The following is a 20,448-nucleotide window of genomic DNA, read 5'->3' as shown; positions in this document are numbered from 1 at the left end:
TTTTAATTCTTGTTATTAACTTAAAGCGGCAATTAATTCTGCTTTTTTCATTGAAGAATAACCTTCAACTCCCTTAGCTTTTGCCAATTCTCTTAGCTCAGCAACTGTATTTTTACTCAAATCTTCAGTAGCCTTTGCTTCCACCTTCTTAGGTGCTTCAGCTTTTACCTCTGCTTTTTTAGCGGCAGGCTTAGCTTCTTTTTTTGGTTCCGCCTTTTTCTCAGATTTTTTAGCACCAGAGGCAATTATACCTTCTATTACCAATTCTGTCAAATATTGACGATGACCGTTTTTCTTTTTGTAACCTTTACGTCTTTTCTTTTTAAAGACAATTACCTTATCACCTTTTAGGTGCTTAATGACTTTAGCCTCAACAGCGGCTCCGTCTATAGCGGGGGCGCCAATTGTGATGTTACTACCATCTTCCAACAAAAGAACGTTATCAAAGGTTACTTTGCTACCTTCTTCGTCTTGTAAACGGTGAACATACACTTTTTGGTCTTTCGCAACTTTAAATTGCTGCCCTGCTATCTCTACAATTGCGTACATAGCTTGTGTTATTTATAAATTTAAGAACAAGCCTAATATTTACTTAGGCGGGTGCAAATATACTCCTAAATCCTTAATCCACAAGTGATTTTTAAGATTTTTAAACCGATTTTCTTTTAAGGTTGTTGGAAGACTTAAACAATTGCATAAATGAAAGGGTCAACACTAGGGTAGTAGCAAAACCCATAATGGCTACAGTAAAGAACACTATACCCTCGGAAGTATCATAATCCCTAAACCATACCTTGGACAGTTCATCCAAAAATCCAATATTTATCTCCGTAGCATAAAAAGCGAAAAAAATTGTAAAAATCAATGTCCCTACAAAGCCTGTAACAATCCCCGCCGTAAATCCTTTGCCGTAATTAAAGGCAGGTCCTTCTTTGAGCCTAAAGTATTTTATAGCTTCATATATTCCAAAAGCTGTTATTACACCATTAAAAAGGCTGTAAAATATATTTGTATGCAAGTTAAAAAGAGACAACAATAAGAAATAGGCAATTAATGAGCCACTAACTGCTATTCCAAACCTAATCGGGAGCGCGTATTGTTTCATTGTTTTAAATTTTCAGGTTATGCATTTAATTTACAGAAATTTAATGATTTATGCACGCTAATTAACAAGGAATTGATTTTTCTTGGTTTAAATCCAATGTTTTTGCTCCATTATCAAAGAAATATATAATAGGGACAACACGACTTACTTCAATTTTTGTAAAAACGGAATCGAAATACAGCATACAAAAGCCCCAATTCAGTATCTTTGGTTTGGAAAAAAAAGTGTGGTATCGAACATTACAAAAAGGATCGGCCCACTTAAGAATTAACGTAAAAGGTCCTTTTGGCCCTTTGTATTATTATTAAATTTATCCGATGACAAAAAAAAATCTAATTCTCATTCTATCCATTTTAATCTCGGTTACCTACTCATGTAAGGAAAAAAATAATGAGGGCTCCCAAATGAAGGAGGTAATGGCCATTCATGACGAGCTAATGCCCAAAATGGGGACTATAGGTAAATTGATCTCACAATTGGATGAAGAAATAACCAATGATGAGTCTTCCAACGACCATGCAGCGGCAAGGGAGGACTTAAAGGCAGCACACAAGGCTATGATGGATTGGATGAAAGGGTTTGGTAACCGCTTTGATGGTGATGAGATTTTAAAAGCAAAGGCATTGACAGATGAAAAACAAAAATGGCTGGATGAAGAGGAGACCAAAGTCAAAGCACTCAGAGATCAAATCAATTCAAGTATTAAAAAGGCAGAGGATTTGTTGAAAAGCAATTAATCAGCGTTTTATTCCTTCCATCGCAAGGATTCAATAATGTTACGCATATCATTTTGCAAGTACACCGCTGCAGGCAAAATGGAATCATAATTGGGTTTGGCATAAAAATACAAAGATCCGGTTACAAAGTGTTTGATGCTGTCCGTTACATAAAACTGGGACTGGGAGGCGGCATCGCCCTTTATCTCATAATACATTCCATATACCTTATGGGGTTCATTCACCACTGGGTCCTCATAAATGCCCTCGGCCTTTAGCACATGCTCATAACTTAGTTTCTGGGCATCGGTAAGAAGCTTGTCCAAATTCCCGTTCACCTCCTTGTAATTAACAAAAATAGAACCCTTCATTAGCGGATAGTCCAAAACAAAGGAAGTATGGGATTCGGATTTTAATCTGGCCTTTTCATTGCGCTTAATGGAAAAGTGCTGCGTTTGCAAAACTTCTTCCTTTCCCGAAGGATATTCCAACCTAAGCATTGCCTTGGGCTTGGGCAGAACATCATCTTCGCATGCGGATATAAAACAAACCATAAAAATTAAAAGTCCGATATTAAGCTTCATGTGGCAATGTAATTTTTATTTGTTTCAGTCGTTTTTTATCAAGGCTCTCCACAACAAATTGATAATCCTTGAATATTACCACCTCTCCCCTTTTAGGAAAGCTTCCGGCAATCTCCAAGACAAATCCCGCTACAGTTTCCGATTCCCCCTTTTTCTCCTCAAAATCATCCTCATCCTCAATTTTGGCCACCCTATAAAAATCCTTCAAAGCCGTTTTGCCATCAAAGACGTAGTTAAAATCGTCCAATTTTGAGAAAATTAAATCCTCATCATCAAATTCATCACTAATATCCCCTACTATTTCCTCAATAATATCTTCAAGCGTAACTATCCCGGAAGTACCCCCATATTCATCCACCACAATTGCCAAATGATTTTTCTTGGTCTGGAAATCCAACAACAAATTATCCAATTTTTTGTTCTCCGGAACAAAATAGGGCTCCCTGATCAAGGACATCCAATTAAAGGTTTTTCGGTCTATGTAAGGTAAGAGATCCTTTACATAAAGTACTCCCAAAACATTGTCCATATTTTGGGAAAAAACCGGTATCCTGGAATACCCATGAGTTTTTATCTCTCCCAAAACTTCTAGGAATTTCATTTCCTCGTTAAGGGCAAAAATATCAATCCTCGGCCGCATTACCTGTTTGGTATCCGTATTTCCAAAGGAGACGATCCCCTCTAGAATTTTCTGTTCCTCCACGGTAGTATCTCCCTCGGAGGTAAGCTCCAAGGCCTGGGATAAATGTCCAACGTTCAGGTTGGATTTCTGCTTGCCCAATTTATTGTACATAAAGATCGTAGCGGACCTCATGGGCAAACTTAAAGGGGAAAATATAAAATCCAACACCTTTAGTGGGTAGGTCATAAAAAAGGCAAAGGTAAATCTATTACGATTGGCGTATACCTTTGGCAAAATCTCCCCAAACATCAATATTAGAAAGGTGACTACTACCACTTCCAAAAGGAAGCGCACAGGTAAAATTCCAAAAATAGTATAGGTAATATCGGCGAAAAGAGTGTCGCCAATGTTATTGAACAATAATACGACAGCAATATTTATGGCATTATTTGCAATTAAAATGGTGGCCAACAATTTTTTTGGACGGTCCAAAAGTTGAACCACAATTTTTCCTTTGGCCGTCTTTTTTTCCTCTATTTCATTAACATCGGTTTGGGATAGGCCAAAAAAAGCGACCTCGGCCCCAGAAATAAGGGCAGAACAAAATAACAAAATTAAGAGTATCGCGATTTTTAGGGTAAAACCGCTATCGATTGCAATAAAATTCAATATTAAACTAAGGGGGTCTGGGTCCAATAGTCAGTCTTTAAATTTAATTAGTCTAGAATGGTAAATCATCTTCCTCTTCGGATCCGTTTGCACCTAGGGGCTCATTAGCCTTATTTGCCGTATTTGTAGTTGCGGCTGATCCTTGCTGCGGTTGATTCTGGTTGCTTGCTTGGGAGTTGGCCGTACTTTCTTTTTTAGTGGTCAAAAAAGTAAAATCCTGAACATGCACCTCGGTGGTATACCTGGTATTACCGTCTTCTCCTTGCCATTGACGGTTTTTAAGTCGCCCTTCCACATATATTTTATCCCCTTTGCTAAGGTACTTTTCACATATTTCCGCGGCCTTGTTCCTTATTACAATATTATGCCAATCCGTATTGGTTACCCTTTCTCCAGTCTGCTTATTGGTATAGGTTTCATTGGTTGCCAATGGAAATCTTCCAATACAGTTACCACCTTCGAAGTAGTGCATCTTAACCTCATCTCCCAAATGCCCGATCAGCATTACCTTATTTAGTGTTCCGCTCATAACTCAAATTATACTTCAAAAGTACTAAATTTTAAACGTTTTTATAAAATCTGCAATTAAAACTGGAACAGGATATTTATGAAGTTCAGCTATTTGTATTCCATTTTCCAGATTGGTGTCAAAGGTGATGATCCAAAACCTAGTGTGCAAATGTTGATGGGAAAGTTTATGAACTATTTTATTTTCATTGTATAAATATATTTCCGACGGTTCTTCCAGGGTAATATATTCTCCTAGATTTAGAACCACCTCTTCTTGCTCTATGTACTTTTCCGTTTCCAACAACGGGAATTGGTACAAATTCCGCCAAATTCCGCTCCCTTTTCTTTGCTCCAATAGAGTCTGATTGTTTTCGTCTATCAGTACTAAATAATTAAAATAGCGATTACGCACCTTATTCTTTTTAATTTTCACAGGCAAACCATCAATGTTATTGGTCGCAAAAGCCACACAGCTTTCCTGTAAAGGACAAATGTCGCAGTCCGGACTCTTGGGTGTACATTGCAGGGCCCCAAATTCCATTATCCCCTGATTGTAATCCCTAATGTTCTTGACGTCCATTATTTTTTTGGCCAATTCCTTAAAATATAGAATGCCCTCTGAACTATTAATTGGTAGATCCACCCCATAATAACGTGCCAAAACCCTATATACATTTCCATCCACTACGGCCTCTGGCCGGTTGAAACAAATAGAAGCAATTGCACTGGCCGTATAGTCGCCAATTCCCTTGAGTTCCAAAAGCTCTTTATAGGTATTTGGAAACCTACCATAATATTTTTCAGAAATTATTTTTGCCGTGGTATGTAAATTTCTTGCTCTGGAATAATACCCCAATCCTTGCCATAACTTAAGAACCTGTTCTTCGGATGCTACTGCCAAATCCTGAACGTTCGGAAAGGCATCCACAAACTTCAAATAATAAGGTATACCTTGCGCCACACGGGTCTGTTGGAGCATTATTTCCGACAGCCAAATAAGATAGGGCTCATTGGTTTTTCGCCACGGAAGAAGTCTCTTATTAACATGGTACCACTCTAAAATTATTCTGGAAAAATTCATTTAACAGGGAATAATTTACAAAAGTAACGGTTTACTAACTTAAAATTAAGTTCCTTAGCAATGAAAGATTCAATTTAATTCATATATTTGCATCCCGAAAAAAAAATTCTTTAGAAATTTATTTAGTTAAAATGACGAAAGCGGAAATTGTAACGAAAATCTCAGAAAAACTGGGAATTGAAAAAGGAGATGTTCAAGCAACTGTGGAATCTTTCATGGATGAAGTTAAGACATCTTTAGAAAGCGGAGACAACGTATACTTAAGAGGTTTCGGCAGTTTTATCATTAAAACAAGAGCTGAAAAAACAGGTAGGAATATTTCAAAAAATACTACCATAAAAATCCCCGCACACAACATTCCTGCCTTTAAACCGGCAAAGGTTTTTGTTGAAGGAGTAAAAAGTAATGTACAAGTCAAATAAAAGAATATTAATCTAAAAAAATAGACCTCTATGCCTAGTGGTAAAAAAAGAAAAAGACATAAGGTAGCTACCCACAAGCGCAAGAAGCGCAGGAGAGCTAACCGACACAAGAAAAAGTAGTTGTATCAACTACTTTTTCCTTTTATACGTTCCTTGACATAGAAATTCGTAATAGAATTTCGACGGGTTTATACAACCTGTACAAATTATTGTTTAATCATTTGTCCCCGCTCTAGAATTATTGAGTGGCAGGATGAATATAAATTAATTCAGGTGAATAGAGAATTAATCGTAAGATCTAGTTCCAATGCCATTGATTTTGCCTTGCTAAAGGATGGAAAACTCACTGAATTGCACAAAGAAGAAGACAGTAACGACTTTGCCGTAGGCGATATTTTAATTGCTAAGGTCAGAAAGCCGGTAACTGGACTAAATGCAGCCTTCGTAAATGTAGGGTACGAGAAAGATGCCTTTCTACATTACCACGATTTAGGGCCACAACTAGCTTCTATGTTGAAATTCATTAAACAAGTTAGCACTGGAAAACTTAAGGACTATTCCTTAAACAATTTTCAGTTTGAAGAAGATATTGACAAAAATGGTAGCATCACCGATGTTATTAAAGCCAATCAATCTTTACTGGTACAAATAGTAAAGGAACCCATTTCCACAAAAGGACCTCGAATAAGCTCTGAACTTTCCATAGCTGGCCGTTACTTGGTCATGGTCCCTTTTTCCGATCGCGTATCGGTTTCTCAAAAAATCGAGAGCAAAGAAGAAAAAGATAGGCTAAAAAGACTCGTCAGGAGTATTAAGCCTAAAGGGTTTGGCGTTATTATCCGAACAGTAGCAGAAGGTAAAAAAGTTGCAGAACTAGACAAAGACTTACAAAATTTACTGAACAAGTGGTCAGTAATGTGCGACAAAATTCAAAAAGCACCACATCCATCCAAGGTTTTGGTTGAGCTCACCAGAGCTTCCTCCATTCTTAGAGATGTTTTTAATGATTCCTTTACTGGAATTCATGTTGATGATGAAACGCTTTTTGAACAAGTAAAAGATTATGTGCATGAAATTGCACCCGAAAAAGAATCTATTGTAAAGTTGTATGATTCTAATGTGCCCATTTTTGAAAAATTTGGGATAGAAAGACAAATAAAAACTTCATTTGGCCGTACGGCTTCTATGAGCAAAGGTGCTTATTTAATTATTGAACATACAGAAGCACTTCACGTTATAGACGTTAACAGTGGTAACCGTTCCAATAAAGCCAAAAATCAGGAAGACACAGCCCTTGAAGTAAATCTATTGGCCGCCTCAGAAATCGCAAGACAATTGCGACTTCGCGATATGGGAGGAATCATCGTCGTAGACTTTATCGACATGGGTAAGGGCGAACACAGAAGACGCCTTTTTGATCACCTTAGGGATGAGATGAAAGACGACAGGGCCAAACACAAAATACTACCCCCAAGTAAGTTTGGACTAATACAAATTACAAGACAACGGGTTAGGCCCGAAATGAACATTAAAACAAGCGAGGAAAATCCAAATGGCTCTGGCCAAGAGGTTGAAGCACCAATTGTTTTAATAGACAAGATAAATTCAGATTTGGAAAAACTCTTAAAAGGTCCGGCGAAGGATGATGGAATAATTTTAAACATTCATCCATTTATTGCCGCCTATTTAACCAAAGGGTTCCCATCCATACGTTCCAAATGGTTTCTAGAACATAAAAAATGGGTTAAAATACAACCCAGGGATGCTTATACTTATCTTGAATATCGTTTTAAGAACAAAGACGGTAAAACCATATACTAATGAAAAAGCGACTTCCAAAACGGAGTCGCTTTTTTTGTTTGTAGACTTTTATGTTTCCTTTAATTACATCCTCAAATTATTTTACCCTAGGCGTAACCACAATATTTCTGAATTCTATAGGACCGTGATCGCCCTGAAAGTACAATGGCCCTGGCTCGCCCTCCTTGCTATCCAAAGCTCCTCCTGTAATACCAGGAATTATTTGATCGCTGATAACCGTAGTTCCGTTTGCCACAACTGTTACCCTTCTCCCTATCAAGGTAATATCATATTCCTGCCATTCGCCGGCAGCCTTGGCTACCACCTCACTAGGGGTAAGAAAGCCATATACGCCACTATATTCCACATCTGAAGGTTCTGCCCCTTGGCTATCGGTTATCTGCACCTCATAGCGCCCCCTTAGATAAACACCACTATTACTACCCTTGGGATATTTAAATTCCAAATGCAATTTAAAATCATCGAATTTTTGTTCAGACACCAAATTGGATCCGGATTTAGGACTTTTTAACTCTCCTTCATCAACAATCCACTGATTTTCACCCATGGCCTGCCATCCACTTAAATCCTTTCCATTAAATAATTTAATAGGCTTGCCCCACTTCGGATTTTTGCTATGCTCCAATTTTGGGGCACGCGTAGCCACCCAATTATAAGTTTGGCCATTGGTATACAACATGCTCCCCTTTAAGACATCACCACTCATACTTCCTTCAAACTCCATATAGGTATCGCCGTTTTCCCATTGCGGAGGTATGGCGAAACTAAATTTTCCATCCTTCATTTTTACCTCAGCAATCGGACGTGCACTACCCATGGCGTAAACAAATCTTCCTACCAAAGTACGACTACCGGAGTGACGGATTTCCAACCAGGAAGGTAGTTCTTCCCCCTCTTGGGAAATGACCATGTCCCAACGACCTTCAATAGAGTTTATTTCCTGGGCAAAAGACAAGGTGGTACTTGCCAGCAGAAGGTTAAGTGCCATTAAACACATTTTAAATTTGTTCTTCATTTTCATCTGTTTATTTTTATTGTTTTTAATCGTCAGACCTTCTTATCCGGTCAGGCAAGTGGAATGCGCCAATAGTAATTTCTTCCCGACAACTATCGGGAGGTATCCAAAATTGTTATGGCTAATTTCAAGAGATTGTTTTTTTATGAATCGTAAATATAATTACATTATACCTAGTTCACCAATTTAACCACGCAAAATAACCGCACTAATGGCCTAGTAACATTAGTACATTCAATAAAATTGAAGGGTGGATTTATCAATACCATAAACCACCGTATATTTACAACATTGCTCCCACAAAATCAATAGGAGCAATTAACAAACAAGAGCCTAAGTAACCTAATGATCCCGATTAAAAATTCCTATTCCGTAGATGAAGCCACCAGAAAATTGGAAGGGTATTGTGCCTATCAGGATCGCTGCCATAAGGAGGTTATTTCCAAGTTGAGAACAATGAATATGATTCCCGAAGCCATAGACGTTATTGTGGGACATCTTATTAAAGAAAATTACCTAAACGAGGAACGCTTTGCCAGAAGTTTTGCCAGGGGCAAATTCAACATAAAAAAATGGGGAAAAAATAGAATTGAAAATGAATTGAAGTATAGGGAAATCTCCAAATACAATATAAGGTTGGCCATGGAGGAAATAGATTCAAAGGAATATCTAAAATCCTTTAATTCCTTAGCCAAAAAACGCTTAGCCGAAATAAGGGAGAAAGACCTCCAAAAACGTCGAAAAAAATTAGCGGATTACCTCTTATACCGGGGTTGGGAAAGTGGAATGGTGTACGAGAAAGTCTACGAACTTGTTCCCAACAAATAACAATCGACCTTCAGGCCCCTACCAAAAGGAAAGGGCCAAGGATCGAATATCTAAATTAATTAAGATTAAAGGAAGCCCCTAAACTGAAGACAAACTGATTGTGCAATTCCTCGGCCGGTGTCAAAGTACCGGTCTTGTATTTTGCAAATGGTGTGGCGACTTCAGTAAAAACACCAAAACCATCGCTGAAAAAGTAACGAACACCCAAATGACCTCCAAAATTCTTAAGACCAAGATCTAATCCTGGATAAATATCCACATTGTCCCCCAACTGAAAAACACTGCCCAAATTGGCATTGAATCTTGCCTTGAAATCTATTCTATCACCAAAATCGGCATTGATCAATTCCTCTACCCCTAAAATATAGGAGGAAGACAGACCAAGTGAGAAGTTTTCACCCAAACCATAATCATAGGTCACGACAATCCCGGTACCGTTATCCTGAAAATTGGCGCCTATCTGAAATTTCATATCCTCCTTACCCTCAAAAGCCTGTGCGTTAACAGATGCCACGGCCAAAATAAATACCAATGCAATTAATACTTTTCTCATAGTTGTATTAGAATTATAATTTTAATTAAAGGGGACAAAGATATTCCTTTCCACAAATAAAATCCCTAAGATAACTGCTTATTTGTTCTTTCAATGGCCTGCTCATTCTTCCAATCGATCCACTCCTGCCCTTTTAGCCTTCTCATTATATTATCGTAGTAGCGCATTACCAATACATTGTAAAAAGCCTTACCTAAATTTACCGGGTTTCTGGCCAAAGCACGTAAACTCATGGAAAATCCCGGACTAAGATACTTCATATAGTGCCAATACCCTTCCGGCATATACAACACTTCGCCATGTTCCAAACGGGTTTTAAATCCGGTGGCATTTTTTAAGGCAGGCCACTTTTTATAATCGGGATTGGAAAAATCTATGCTTTCATGGGTAATCAAGGAATGTGGAACTTTGTACAAGTGTTTATTTTGTGACTGTGAAAAAAGAATGACCTCCTTTTTCCCAGCAAAATGAAAATGAAATATATTGGCCAGATCAATATCGTAGTGCATAAACGTATGGGAATTGGTCCCTCCAAAGAAAAGCATAGGTAGGCCTTTCATTAGGTTCAAACCAAAATCGGGGAAAGAATAATCCTTTTGCAGCTCTGGCGCCTCCTTAAGGATATTCCATAGAAATATGCGATATTTTGTGGGCTCCTTTTGCAATAGGTCCAGATAATCATACATTTTCATTGTAGCATGAGGCTCATTAAAGCCATCCTTGTAATGCACCGGGCGATCATCATAAAGTGGCACTGTCTTATTACCTGCCACTTCCCCCATATAATCAAAATTCCATTTGGTATAGGCTGGCCATTCCTCAATACACTTTTCTATAACCACAGGTTTCTGTGGCTTAAAATAGTTATTGAGAAACTCTTCTTTGGTAATATTCGCTACCCTTGGAATCTCCTTTAAGTTCAATGTAATCTGATTGTTTAAGCTAGCAAAGTTAAAAAACCTAACATAATTTACTTTACCATATATTCCAACACCATATTACTCTGTTAGATTGGCCTTCTTTTTAGCAGCTTCATTTCGATCAATGGTATGTCCCGGTCTGGTCCATTTTGGTTTTTCGCCCTTGCCTTGATACTGTGAATCCTCAGCTTCTACAGTTTGGGGTTGGGAAACCTTGGTAAAAGCTTTTTGTGGATTTAATCCCAATAGCTTAAACATGGCCATATCCTCATTTACATCTGGATTGGGAGTAGTAAGCAACTTATCCCCGGCAAAAATAGAATTGGCCCCAGCAAAGAAACACATAGCCTGCCCTTCCCTGCTCATTTGTGTACGACCAGCAGATAGCCGAACCTGGGTTTCGGGCATAATAATTCTGGTAGTGGCCACCATACGTACCATATCCCAAATTGGAATGGGAGGTAGGTCCGCCATAGGGGTACCTTCAACGGCCACTAGGGCATTGATCGGCACGGATTCTGGTTGTGGGTCCAAGGTGGAAAGCGCCACCAACATACCCGCCCTATCTTCCAAAGCCTCGCCCATACCAATAATCCCACCGCTACAAACGGTAACATTACTCTTGCGCACGTTGTCTATTGTATCTAAACGATCTTTAAAAGCACGGGTAGAAATAACATCTTTATAATAGTCCTCGGAAGTATCCAAATTATGGTTGTATGCATATAGTCCAGCTTCCGCCAAACGATGTGCTTGGTTCTCGGTAATCATTCCCAAGGTACAGCAAACCTCCATATCCAGCTTGTTAATGGTACGTACCATTTCCAATACCTGATCAAACTCTGGTCCGTCCTTAACATTTCTCCATGCAGCTCCCATACACACCCTGGAGCTTCCTGCTGTTTTGGCACGTAAGGCCTGAGCCTTTACTTGGGAAACACTCATAAGGTCGTTGCCCTCCACTTTGGTGTGGTAACGTGCAGCCTGTGGACAATAACCGCAATCCTCAGGACAACCTCCCGTTTTAATGGATAACAAAGTGGATACCTGAACCGTATTGGGATCATGGTTTTCCCTGTGTACTGTAGCCGCCTCGTAAAGCAGCTCCATAAAGGGTTTGTTGTAAATATCCAGTATTTCCTGTTTGGTCCAGTTATGTCTTACTTCGCTCATACATTTTAGTTCTTGGGGCTTTCCCCGACTTCCTTCTCTCCCAACACCTACAAGGAGGACCTGCAAGGTCTTGAAGACCTTGTAGGTCTACACCTTGCAGGAGAGGGCAAGGAAGTCGGGGTCGGGCTTATTCGCTATATCTTTTTCAGTCTACCTTCGCCAGGCGCGGTAAACATAAAAAGGATGCCGCTGCAATCCCTAAGCCAACATCGATTTAAGCGTCAAAAATAACCTATAATCTGCAGAAATTGCAAAAATCGATTCCTAAATTATTAGATAATGCTATTTAATAAGGGCTTATTAAATATTTGATTAGTTAGAAAAGGACTGTATACAAACCAATAAATCCCTATTTAAAAGGAATTAAGGTCTTCCAATAAGAATACTCACCGCATTCCCTCCAAAACCCACTGCGTTTACCATTACTTTATTGATCCCAATGGAAAGAAACTTTTGGAACATAAATTGTATCTTTACTTTAAGAAATTAGAAATTATTATGGCAAGCATCGATTTAAGAAATACGGTCCGAGAGTATATAGATAAGGCAGACATAAGGCTTTTAAAAATGATTAAAGCATTAGTGGAAAGCTATCAAAATGACGAGCAAGAGTTTACTTTAAGCGAAGAACAATATCAAATGATCGATAAGCGTAAGGAAGCCCATGTCAATGAAGAAAGTAATTCATTAACTTGGGAACAAGTCAAACAAAACGCCAGAAATGCTACTCAATGATGGCATATAGTTTAGAGGTTATAAACGATGCCAATCTAGAAATTATTGAAGCCTATCTCTATTACGAGGAAAAAAGAATTGGTTTAGGCGAGGAATTCTTGGAACATTTGGATTTCTATTTTAAACGAATTATAGCCAATCCCAAATGCTTTCCCCAAAAACGTAAACCCTACAGAGAAGCATTTATAAAACGCTTTCCATTCTTAATTATATATGAAATCACCAATAAAAAAGTGATTGTTTATTCCGTATTCAATACTTGGCAAAATCCTAATAAAAAGAAGAAATAATTCTAATTCCAGGCCAATTCATAATCATCAGTAGAATTTATAATGAGTACTTCCACCAATAGTTTGGCACAATAGATATTTTTTCCTTCTGATTGCTTTCACAAGTCAATCCTACCCAATAAAATACTCACCGCATTCCCTCCAAAACCCACTGCATTTACCATTACTCTGTTGATCTGTTTTGGCATAGCATCGTACTCCACATATGGCACTCCTATAAACTTTTGATGTTGCAACATCAACACCGCCAATTCCAAACTCAACATTCCCGAGGCACCAAAGGAATGCCCTACTTTCCACTTGTTGGTGGTCAAGGCTGGCATGTCTTTTCCAAATATTTTCTTGATAGCCGCCACTTCTGACAAATCCCCTTTAATGGTTCCCGGAGCATGCATTACCACCACATCTACCTCCTTGGAATCTATCCCGCCCATAGCCATTTTCATGGATCGCTGAAAACAAACGGCATCAGAGGAAATGCTAATATTGTGCTCCAGTATTTCAGTAGCGTATCCCAGGCCTTCAATACGGGCAAGGGCATTTTGAATATTGCCCTTCTCCAAACAGGCCATGGAAGCAGCTTCACCCAAAACCATAGTATTCTGTTTCTTGTCCAGATCCAAGGCACGACAAGGATAACCACTAGGGTCGTTGGCAGCATACCGCGAATAAACTTTTAAGGCCTTCATCTGTGCAATGGTAAAGGGCGTTAATGGCGCCTCGCTGCCCCCTACCAAAAATTTATTGGCCATACCACTTTTCAACCATGCCACCCCGTTCAAGAGGGAATGCAGGGCAGTGGAACAAGTAATGGAATGTGATATTTCAGGGCCTTGGGTCTGCAGATCATGGGCCACCCATGAGGAAATATTCCCCAAAGTGGTGGTAGGGGAAGATAAGGTAGAGGCCTCCCCGTTTCGAATAAATTCGCTATGGTATTTTTCAAAAAGTCCGGTTGCACCTCTAGAAGATCCAATGTTTACCCCAAAATTGCCATCCTTCCAACCCGCTTGACCTATGGCTTCCCTGGAGGCATAAATGGCGTATAGCACAGAAGGGTCCAAGTTTTTATATTTGGAATCCGAATTTTTTAATTCCAATATCTTCTGTTGTGCATCTTTGGTTAAGGCGGAACCCCAGGCCGTTAGATCGCCATAGTTCATTTGTTGTAAACAATGGTCCGGAAGTTTATAATTTTCCCAGGTCTCATTCAAGAAAGTTCCCAAAGGAGAGATGGAAGATAATGCCGTAATAAAAATAGGTTCGTTCTGCATAATTTAAAATGAATTAAGAACTTCCTTTATACTGTTGTAGATTTTTTGCATTTGCTCCTTGGTCGTGATATAGGGCGCCAAAATGTATATGGTATTTCCAAGAGGCCTAAGAAAAACCCCCGAATCCATAAAATGCTTGAACAGTCTGTCCCTAACATTTCCATAGCGCTCCATGGCAATATTAAGGTCCAGCGCGTAGATAATCCCAATTTGCCTAGTGGACGCTACTTTGGGGTGATCTTTTATTTCGGCATCAAACTCCTGGTGCCACTGTATTATTTGACCTATATTTTTTTGAATTCCCTCTGATGTCAACAATTCAATCCCCGCCAAGGCAGCGGCACATGCCAAGGGATTTGCGGTATAGGTATGACCATGAAAAAGCCCCTTTGCAATTTCATCACTATAAAAGGCATCGTAAACTTCCTGGGTACAACTCGTCACGGCCATTGGCAACATTCCTGCCGTAAGGGCCTTGGACATACATATAATATCTGGCTTTACCACCATATAATCGGAGGCAAAGTGCCTTCCCGTCTTCCCAAATCCCGTCATTACCTCATCGGCTATGGCCAGTACCCCATGGGACTTTATCACTTTTAAAATTTTCTCCAAATGTTCTGCCCTGTGCATTTTCATGGCTGCCGCTCCCTGCACCAGGGGCTCATAGATAAATCCGGCTATGGCATCAAGATCTAAGGTCTTTTCCAATTCATGCAATAGACTCCCAATATTGTCATCCGTAGGAACAGGAATCCTTTTTACATCAATAAAATAATCTTCAAAAGGGCCGTTATATACGGATAAGCTGGAAACGGACATCGCACCGAAAGTATCGCCATGAAAACCATCTTCAAAAGCCAATAAAACAGTCCGCTTTTTCCCTTTATTATGGTGATACTGCAAGGCCATCTTTATCCCTATCTCGGTTGAAGTGGAACCGTTGTCCGAAAAAAACAATTTCTCCTGATTGGATGGCAACAATGAAATTAGTGCTTCAGAAAGCGCAATGGCAGGTTCGTGTGTAAATCCACTAAAGACCACCTGATCCAACTGTTGCATTTGAGCGTAGACCTTAGCTATTATGGCATCATTACAATGCCCGTACATACAGGTATACCAAGAGGAAATGCCGTCTATGTATTCCTTGCCCTGCTCATCGTACAAAACGACCCCTTTAGCCTTGACAATGCCAAGCATTTTAGGATGCAGTTTGTGTTGCGTAAGTGGGTGCCAAAGGTGCTTTTGATCCCTTTCCGAAAGACTTTTCAATTGAATATCCTTTTTAAATAGAAGTGCAAAGATGGGGAATAATGACTAAAAACACTATCCCGATCCTATTTCATTTAGAAGTAAAACGAAACGATAATCCTGAATTATTCCAAGTAATTATTTCACCGACCAAAGAAATTACAATGCAATAAGTGCAGGACGCAATTCTTCCGCGTATTTCTTAATAACTTCCTTGGTCATGGATGATTCTTGTCCAATTCTTCCAAGCACAGAGACTCCCGTAATCTTGGAAATAATATCCTCAGAGGCGGAATTAGGCTCTCCGTTAAAAACAACGGCCACATCATAACCTTTTAACAAAAGCCATTTAATGGTCAATAGGGAATGGTTAATACTGCCCAAATAGTGCTTCACCACTACAATTACGTAATAAGTGGGCATAATAATATCCAGTAAGGTATCGGAATCGTTCAGTGGCACCAATACACCACCCGCCCCTTCGATTACCATATGGTTCTCTGTTTTGGGCTCCTGGATTTTATTGTGGTCTATATAAACCCCCTCAAGAGCCGCTGCCGCATGTGGACTAATTGGCGCTTTTAGAGAGTAGCTACTTTTATGTATTACCGTTTTGCTATTTGAAATTAATTCGGAAATTGTTTCGCTATCGGATTCGTCCCCTGTTTGGACTGGTTTCCAATAATCTGCCTCCAAGGCCTCCACCATAACGGCAGAGGTAATTGTTTTTCCTACATCTGTGGATATTCCTGTTACAAAAAATTGCTTCATTCTAGTTTGGTTCTGTTATAAACTCACAATTTAGACATTTATACTTTCTTTTTTCAAAAAATGGAAAAAGTTTATAAAATAGTCCTCTCCTGTTAAAATATATTTCCATTCTTTGGGCCTTACAATTGGGACAGATTCTCAAATTTCCATGATCATCCATGGCGTAAGACCTTATTTCATTGTAAATTTCAGTTGCTCTGTCCTTATCGGAGTAATACACCTGAAGCTTTACTCCACCTATGGCATTGCTGATCAAGGGATCGGAGTTAAGGGTGTTCTCATCCCTCAGGAAAACAGGAATACCGTCCGACATAAGGCGGCCCTTTAATATTTGTACATCGGCTACATATTCAAAAGCGGCCAGGGTATAAAATTCTTGTTTCTCCATGATGTTAAAATAAGTTGGACAATTGTAAAAGCACCTCGTTAATTTCCTGTTCCGTATTAAAACTATGCAGACAAAATCGCAAACGCTCCTTCCCTTTTGGAACGGTGGGCGACATTATAGGTTTAATATCAAACCCATTCTCCTGTAATTGCTGCGACCATTTCTTTACTTTTTCATTGCCTTCCACCAAACAACAATGTACGGCGGAATTACTTGGGATAAAATAGGACTGAAGGTTATGGACCTTCAATTCACTTTTAAAAAATTCAATATTCGTCCTAAGCTGATTTTGCTCCTTGTTTGTTGCCGATACATGTTCACAGGCGGACAGTATCGTCGCCAAGGAATGCGGAGGCATTCCCGTTGTATAAATAAAACTGCGTGCAAAATTCACCAAATAACTTTTAAGGGCATCACTCCCCAAGATGGCCGCACCATGGCAACCCATCGCCTTCCCAAAGGTGACAATCCTGGCAAATACCTTGTCTTGAAGACCAAGTTCATAGATCAATCCTTCTCCCTTCCTACCAAACACCCCTACGGCATGGGCTTCATCGATTACTAAATAAGCCCCCTTGGTTTGGCATAAGGCTACAAATGCCTCCAAATCCGGTGAATCCCCATCCATGGAAAAAACCGACTCCGTAACCACGTAAATATCGCTATCCAGTTTGCCTTCCCGTACACGATCAATCTGTCGACTTAAATCTTCCACAGAGTTGTGTTTAAACTTAAAGCTTTGTGCCCGGCCCAAACCTATGCCATCCCGAATACTGGCGTGGGACAGTTCGTCATAAAAAACAACATCTGTCCGTTGGGGCACGGCACTAAAAAATCCGATATTGGCATCGTAGCCCGAATTGAAGATTAGGGCAGCCCCGGAACCAAAAAAATCCGCCAACAAATCTTCCAACTCCCCATATAGTTCGCTATTACCTGTTAACAACCTTGATCCAGAAGCACCATTGTCATTGATACCTTTCTTTTCCAAAATGCAGGAGGTATTTTTAAAAATGGTCCCGTTTTTGGCAAACCCTAAATAATCATTAGAGGAAAAATCAATCAAACCATTGGGTACGGGCAACTTTCGAAGGGCATTGTTAGCCTGTCTTTCGGTGAGTTTTTCCGTCAATTTTTTTGGGAATTCCGTCATATTACAAATGTAGCATATCCTGTATTTAAATAGTATATTCGTTTATACAAAGCCATGCAAAAATAATATACAGACCTTGTCCTTGGCTAGGTTCCCATCTTTAAAAAACGTATCGAAATCAAATTGTATGAAAATCAACATTTTAAGCCTCCTCTTCCTTGCCAGTTGCATAAGCCTACAAAGTCAGACCAACCGCTACACCATATCCTTTGAAAATGCCGTACATCACGAAGCGGAAATCACAGCATCCTATCCACAGCTGGATTCCGGTGTGCTATCGGTACGTATGGGCCGTTCCTCCCCTGGGCGTTATGCCCTGCACGAGTTTGCTAAAAATGTATATAATTTTAAGGCAACCGATAGTAAGGGAAAGTCTTTGGAAATTCATAGGCCCAATCCCTACCAATGGGATATTAGCGGCCATGATGGGGAAGTGAAGATAAGTTATACCCTTTTTGCCAATCGTGGGGATGGCACCTATGCACAAATTGATGAGACCCATGCCCACCTAAACATCCCGGCTACCTTTATGTACGTGACCAATTTGGAAGATCGGAAAATAGAAGTGGACTTTAGGGTTCGGGAAGACCTCAACTGGAAAGTGGCCACTCAAATGCCAAAGCTTATGGGCAATACCTATACCGCGCCCAATTTACAGTATTTTATGGATAGCCCTACGGAAATCAGCAATTATGGGCTACGTCAATTTACCGTAGACAACAATGGCCAGAAACAAACTATACAATTTGTATTGCACCACAACGGTACGGAAGCGGATCTGGACACCTATTTTGAACAGGTAAAAAAAGTGGTTTTGGCCGAAAAAAACGTTTTTGGCGAACTTCCCTCCTACGATTATGGGACCTACACCTTTTTGGCCTGCTACATCCCCAATGTTTCAGGCGATGGTATGGAACATAGGAATTCTACCATTCTTACAGACAGGGAAGGATTGGCAGAAGGCGGCATGAAAAACAATATAGGAACCGTTGCCCACGAATTTTTTCACGGATGGAATGTGGAACGTATTCGGCCCAAAGCATTGGAACCCTTCAATTTTGCCGAAGCCAATATGAGCGGGGAACTTTGGTTTGCAGAAGGTTTCACCAGCTATTACACCAATTTTATCCTTTGTCGCGCAGGGATCATCACCCCTAAGGAATACGTAGAGGGCCTTACAGGCACTTTCAACTATGTTTGGAACTCTCCGGCCAGGCAATTCTTTAATCCCATAGAAATGAGCTATCAGGCCCCCTTTGTAGACGCTGCCACTTCCGTAGATCCAGTAAATAGGGACAATACCTTTATTTCCTATTATTCCCATGGTAGTGTTTTGGGATTGGCCCTGGACCTTTCGTTGCGACAAAACAAACTGAATTTGGACGATTACATGAAATTGGTCTGGCAGACCTTTGGGAAAAAGGAAATTCCGTATACCCTGTCCGATCTACGTCAATCTTTGGTACAATACGCCGGAATGGAATTTGGAAATCGTTTTTTTGATAACTATATTCATAACAGTGGAATGCCCAATTATGAGGAGCTGTTCAAATCTGTAGGCATAGTGTTAAAGCGTGCCACTGACAAACCTTATTTTGGGGCAAGTGTCAACATCAACCAATTTGGGTCAGGAATTGTCCAACGTAATACCACCATTGGGAGTCCAGCCTATACGGCAGGGCTGGACTATGGGGACGTAATTACCGCCGTAAACAATATCCCCCTGACTTCTAACCAGAGTTTTGGGGAGCAAATAGCAAAATTCAAGGTAGGAGAAAGTGTACAGGTAGCCTACACCCGCTATGGCATTCCAAAATCCACCACAGTTGTTTTAGCTGCGGATCCCACTTATACCATAGAATTAACGGAGAAAGATGGCAGTAAAGTGAGCAAAGAAGTATTAAAAAATAGAAGGGATTGGTTAAAACAGGAATAAGATGGAGGTAGTCTTTAAGAGCTGTACCAATGACAGCGAATTACAACAAATACTAAGCTTACAACAAAAGAACCATTTACAAAATGTTGATGCAGATGAAAAGGAAAAAGAAGGTTTTGTTACGGTTTCCCACACCTTGGAACAGTTATTTAACATGAACGCTGTTTGCCCCCATATCATTGCCAAGGACCAAGATAGAGTGGTGGGCTATGCGCTTTGCATGCATCCCCGATTTGGGAACGATATTGAGGTATTAAAACCCATGTTCAAGGAAATAGCTTCGGTAATACCCAAAGGTGACCCCTATATGGCAATGGGTCAAATATGTATAGACAAGGAATATAGGAGGAGAGGTATTTTTAGAAAGCTGTACGAGACCATGAAAAACCACATTCAACCCGAATTTAAAAGCATCATAACCGAGGTGGACGCGACCAATCTACGTTCACTGGATGCGCATTATGCGGTGGGATTTGAGGAACTAAAAACCTACCATTCCGGAGGACAGGATTGGAAATTGATAATACTGAAATAATGGTCTTTGGGGATTAAGATGGAATAATCGAAAGACTTGGACACGAGCCTGCCTAGCTGTCAGGCAGTCGTGACGCATGCGCCAGCGGTGGCGATA

Annotated in this window: 23 protein-coding genes; 8 read left to right on the top strand and 15 right to left on the bottom strand. The window is 39.9% G+C overall.

Annotated features, from left to right (window positions below):
- Positions 1 to 15: 15 nt before the first annotated feature.
- Together rplU and MWU78_RS11640 are read right to left on the bottom strand one after the other, a co-directional pair.
- Positions 16 to 549: a 50S ribosomal protein L21 gene (gene rplU, locus MWU78_RS11645; RefSeq protein ID WP_111622451.1), complete on the bottom strand. Its 534-nt coding sequence runs from the start codon at positions 547 to 549 to the stop codon at positions 16 to 18.
- A 100-nt stretch (positions 550 to 649) separates the two neighbouring features.
- Complete coding sequence (locus MWU78_RS11640; RefSeq protein WP_246997913.1) at positions 650 to 1,105, bottom strand: DUF4199 domain-containing protein; 456 nt, start codon at positions 1,103 to 1,105, stop codon at positions 650 to 652.
- Positions 1,106 to 1,422: 317 nt separating this feature from the next.
- Between MWU78_RS11640 and MWU78_RS11635 the strand changes: the two genes are divergently transcribed.
- A complete protein-coding gene (locus MWU78_RS11635; protein ID WP_246997912.1) occupies positions 1,423 to 1,842 on the top strand; it encodes a hypothetical protein in 420 nt (139 codons plus the stop codon).
- 8 nt (positions 1,843 to 1,850) lie between these two features.
- On the opposite strand, the gene gldD is transcribed toward MWU78_RS11635, so the two are convergent.
- Genes gldD through mutY form a run of 4 tightly spaced genes read right to left on the bottom strand, consistent with a single transcriptional unit; the run spans position 1,851 to position 5,287 of the window.
- The gene (gene gldD / locus MWU78_RS11630; protein ID WP_246997911.1) at positions 1,851 to 2,405 is read right to left on the bottom strand and encodes a gliding motility lipoprotein GldD; all 555 of its coding nucleotides are present in this window, start codon (positions 2,403 to 2,405) and stop codon (positions 1,851 to 1,853) included.
- Positions 2,395 to 3,723 (bottom strand): gliding motility-associated protein GldE, encoded by a 1,329-nt coding sequence (locus tag MWU78_RS11625; protein WP_246997910.1) that lies wholly within the window; start codon positions 3,721 to 3,723, stop codon positions 2,395 to 2,397. Before MWU78_RS11625 ends, gldD begins: the two co-directional genes overlap by 11 nt.
- 25 nt (positions 3,724 to 3,748) lie before the next feature.
- Positions 3,749 to 4,225: a single-stranded DNA-binding protein gene (gene ssb / locus MWU78_RS11620; protein ID WP_246997909.1), complete on the bottom strand. Its 477-nt coding sequence runs from the start codon at positions 4,223 to 4,225 to the stop codon at positions 3,749 to 3,751.
- A gap of 24 nt (positions 4,226 to 4,249) precedes the next feature.
- Positions 4,250 to 5,287 (bottom strand): A/G-specific adenine glycosylase, encoded by a 1,038-nt coding sequence (gene mutY / locus MWU78_RS11615; protein ID WP_246997908.1) that lies wholly within the window; start codon positions 5,285 to 5,287, stop codon positions 4,250 to 4,252.
- A 131-nt stretch (positions 5,288 to 5,418) separates the two neighbouring features.
- Between mutY and MWU78_RS11610 the strand changes: the two genes are divergently transcribed.
- Positions 5,419 to 5,709, top strand: coding sequence for an HU family DNA-binding protein (locus MWU78_RS11610; RefSeq protein ID WP_031445631.1), 291 nt, complete (start codon positions 5,419 to 5,421; stop codon positions 5,707 to 5,709).
- Between the two features lie 273 nt (positions 5,710 to 5,982).
- Positions 5,983 to 7,530, top strand: a complete 1,548-nt coding sequence (locus tag MWU78_RS11605; RefSeq protein WP_246997907.1) for a ribonuclease E/G — start codon at positions 5,983 to 5,985, stop codon at positions 7,528 to 7,530.
- A gap of 76 nt (positions 7,531 to 7,606) precedes the next feature.
- On the opposite strand, the gene MWU78_RS11600 is transcribed toward MWU78_RS11605, so the two are convergent.
- Positions 7,607 to 8,545 carry a DUF1080 domain-containing protein gene (locus MWU78_RS11600; protein WP_246997906.1) on the bottom strand — a complete coding sequence of 313 codons (939 nt, stop codon included), beginning with the start codon at positions 8,543 to 8,545 and terminating at the stop codon, positions 7,607 to 7,609.
- 345 nt (positions 8,546 to 8,890) lie between these two features.
- Here MWU78_RS11600 and MWU78_RS11595 point away from each other — a divergent pair, with 345 nt between their 5' ends.
- Positions 8,891 to 9,373, top strand: a complete 483-nt coding sequence (locus MWU78_RS11595; RefSeq protein WP_246997905.1) for a regulatory protein RecX — start codon at positions 8,891 to 8,893, stop codon at positions 9,371 to 9,373.
- Between the two features lie 55 nt (positions 9,374 to 9,428).
- Here MWU78_RS11595 and MWU78_RS11590 read toward each other — a convergent pair whose 3' ends face one another.
- The 3 genes from MWU78_RS11590 to bioB all read right to left on the bottom strand — a co-directional run bounded on the left by MWU78_RS11590 (position 9,429) and on the right by bioB (position 12,019).
- On the bottom strand, positions 9,429 to 9,926 hold the full coding sequence (locus MWU78_RS11590) for a porin family protein (RefSeq protein ID WP_246997904.1): 498 nt from the start codon (positions 9,924 to 9,926) through the stop codon (positions 9,429 to 9,431).
- A 65-nt stretch (positions 9,927 to 9,991) separates the two neighbouring features.
- Positions 9,992 to 10,855 (bottom strand): cupin-like domain-containing protein, encoded by an 864-nt coding sequence (locus MWU78_RS11585; protein ID WP_246998263.1) that lies wholly within the window; start codon positions 10,853 to 10,855, stop codon positions 9,992 to 9,994.
- A 69-nt stretch (positions 10,856 to 10,924) separates the two neighbouring features.
- A complete protein-coding gene (bioB, locus tag MWU78_RS11580; RefSeq protein ID WP_246997903.1) occupies positions 10,925 to 12,019 on the bottom strand; it encodes a biotin synthase BioB in 1,095 nt (364 codons plus the stop codon).
- A 498-nt stretch (positions 12,020 to 12,517) separates the two neighbouring features.
- Between bioB and MWU78_RS11575 the strand changes: the two genes are divergently transcribed.
- A complete protein-coding gene (locus MWU78_RS11575) occupies positions 12,518 to 12,754 on the top strand; it encodes an addiction module protein (RefSeq protein ID WP_246997902.1) in 237 nt (78 codons plus the stop codon).
- A complete protein-coding gene (locus tag MWU78_RS11570; protein WP_246997901.1) occupies positions 12,751 to 13,044 on the top strand; it encodes a type II toxin-antitoxin system RelE/ParE family toxin in 294 nt (97 codons plus the stop codon). Before MWU78_RS11575 ends, MWU78_RS11570 begins: the two co-directional genes overlap by 4 nt.
- A gap of 98 nt (positions 13,045 to 13,142) precedes the next feature.
- On the opposite strand, the gene MWU78_RS11565 is transcribed toward MWU78_RS11570, so the two are convergent.
- The 5 genes from MWU78_RS11565 to MWU78_RS11545 form a co-directional block, all read right to left on the bottom strand.
- Complete coding sequence (locus MWU78_RS11565; RefSeq protein WP_246997900.1) at positions 13,143 to 14,318, bottom strand: beta-ketoacyl synthase N-terminal-like domain-containing protein; 1,176 nt, start codon at positions 14,316 to 14,318, stop codon at positions 13,143 to 13,145.
- A 3-nt stretch (positions 14,319 to 14,321) separates the two neighbouring features.
- Entirely contained in the window at positions 14,322 to 15,590 is a 1,269-nt protein-coding gene (gene bioA, locus MWU78_RS11560) for an adenosylmethionine--8-amino-7-oxononanoate transaminase (protein ID WP_246997899.1), read from the bottom strand.
- A gap of 138 nt (positions 15,591 to 15,728) precedes the next feature.
- On the bottom strand, positions 15,729 to 16,340 hold the full coding sequence (gene bioD, locus MWU78_RS11555; RefSeq protein ID WP_246997898.1) for a dethiobiotin synthase: 612 nt from the start codon (positions 16,338 to 16,340) through the stop codon (positions 15,729 to 15,731).
- Between the two features lies 1 nt (position 16,341).
- Positions 16,342 to 16,728 carry a DUF2007 domain-containing protein gene (locus tag MWU78_RS11550; protein ID WP_246997897.1) on the bottom strand — a complete coding sequence of 129 codons (387 nt, stop codon included), beginning with the start codon at positions 16,726 to 16,728 and terminating at the stop codon, positions 16,342 to 16,344.
- 4 nt (positions 16,729 to 16,732) lie between these two features.
- Positions 16,733 to 17,881, bottom strand: coding sequence for an 8-amino-7-oxononanoate synthase (locus MWU78_RS11545; protein ID WP_246997896.1), 1,149 nt, complete (start codon positions 17,879 to 17,881; stop codon positions 16,733 to 16,735).
- A gap of 127 nt (positions 17,882 to 18,008) precedes the next feature.
- On the opposite strand from MWU78_RS11545, the gene MWU78_RS11540 reads away from it, so the two are divergent.
- Positions 18,009 to 19,817 (top strand): PDZ domain-containing protein, encoded by a 1,809-nt coding sequence (locus tag MWU78_RS11540; protein WP_246997895.1) that lies wholly within the window; start codon positions 18,009 to 18,011, stop codon positions 19,815 to 19,817.
- A 1-nt stretch (position 19,818) separates the two neighbouring features.
- Positions 19,819 to 20,352, top strand: coding sequence for a GNAT family N-acetyltransferase (locus MWU78_RS11535; RefSeq protein WP_246997894.1), 534 nt, complete (start codon positions 19,819 to 19,821; stop codon positions 20,350 to 20,352).
- The last annotated feature ends 96 nt before the right edge of the window (positions 20,353 to 20,448 follow it).

It is taken from the genome of Arenibacter sp. F26102 (assembly GCF_023015865.1).
Classification (GTDB): Bacteria; Bacteroidota; Bacteroidia; order Flavobacteriales; family Flavobacteriaceae; genus Arenibacter.
This window is presented reverse-complemented; position numbering and strand designations above follow the sequence as displayed.

Excerpts from the sequence above, each read along its gene's own strand:
- MWU78_RS11535 (WP_246997894.1), top strand. The coding sequence starts at position 19,819 with ATGGAGGTAGTCTTTAAGAGCTGTACCAATGACAGCGAATTACAACAA.
- MWU78_RS11590 (WP_246997904.1), bottom strand. The coding sequence starts at position 9,926 with ATGAGAAAAGTATTAATTGCATTGGTATTTATTTTGGCCGTGGCATCT.
- MWU78_RS11610 (WP_031445631.1), top strand. The coding sequence starts at position 5,419 with ATGACGAAAGCGGAAATTGTAACGAAAATCTCAGAAAAACTGGGAATT.
- ssb (WP_246997909.1), bottom strand. The coding sequence starts at position 4,225 with ATGAGCGGAACACTAAATAAGGTAATGCTGATCGGGCATTTGGGAGAT.
- MWU78_RS11565 (WP_246997900.1), bottom strand. The coding sequence starts at position 14,318 with ATGCAGAACGAACCTATTTTTATTACGGCATTATCTTCCATCTCTCCT.
- MWU78_RS11570 (WP_246997901.1), top strand. The coding sequence starts at position 12,751 with ATGATGGCATATAGTTTAGAGGTTATAAACGATGCCAATCTAGAAATT.
- mutY (WP_246997908.1), bottom strand. The coding sequence starts at position 5,287 with ATGAATTTTTCCAGAATAATTTTAGAGTGGTACCATGTTAATAAGAGA.
- MWU78_RS11600 (WP_246997906.1), bottom strand. The coding sequence starts at position 8,545 with ATGAAGAACAAATTTAAAATGTGTTTAATGGCACTTAACCTTCTGCTG.
- gldD (WP_246997911.1), bottom strand. The coding sequence starts at position 2,405 with ATGAAGCTTAATATCGGACTTTTAATTTTTATGGTTTGTTTTATATCC.
- MWU78_RS11575 (WP_246997902.1), top strand. The coding sequence starts at position 12,518 with ATGGCAAGCATCGATTTAAGAAATACGGTCCGAGAGTATATAGATAAG.
- MWU78_RS11540 (WP_246997895.1), top strand. The coding sequence starts at position 18,009 with ATGAAAATCAACATTTTAAGCCTCCTCTTCCTTGCCAGTTGCATAAGC.
- MWU78_RS11640 (WP_246997913.1), bottom strand. The coding sequence starts at position 1,105 with ATGAAACAATACGCGCTCCCGATTAGGTTTGGAATAGCAGTTAGTGGC.
- bioB (WP_246997903.1), bottom strand. The coding sequence starts at position 12,019 with ATGAGCGAAGTAAGACATAACTGGACCAAACAGGAAATACTGGATATT.
- MWU78_RS11595 (WP_246997905.1), top strand. The coding sequence starts at position 8,891 with ATGATCCCGATTAAAAATTCCTATTCCGTAGATGAAGCCACCAGAAAA.
- rplU (WP_111622451.1), bottom strand. The coding sequence starts at position 549 with ATGTACGCAATTGTAGAGATAGCAGGGCAGCAATTTAAAGTTGCGAAA.
- MWU78_RS11545 (WP_246997896.1), bottom strand. The coding sequence starts at position 17,881 with ATGACGGAATTCCCAAAAAAATTGACGGAAAAACTCACCGAAAGACAG.
- bioD (WP_246997898.1), bottom strand. The coding sequence starts at position 16,340 with ATGAAGCAATTTTTTGTAACAGGAATATCCACAGATGTAGGAAAAACA.
- MWU78_RS11550 (WP_246997897.1), bottom strand. The coding sequence starts at position 16,728 with ATGGAGAAACAAGAATTTTATACCCTGGCCGCTTTTGAATATGTAGCC.
- MWU78_RS11635 (WP_246997912.1), top strand. The coding sequence starts at position 1,423 with ATGACAAAAAAAAATCTAATTCTCATTCTATCCATTTTAATCTCGGTT.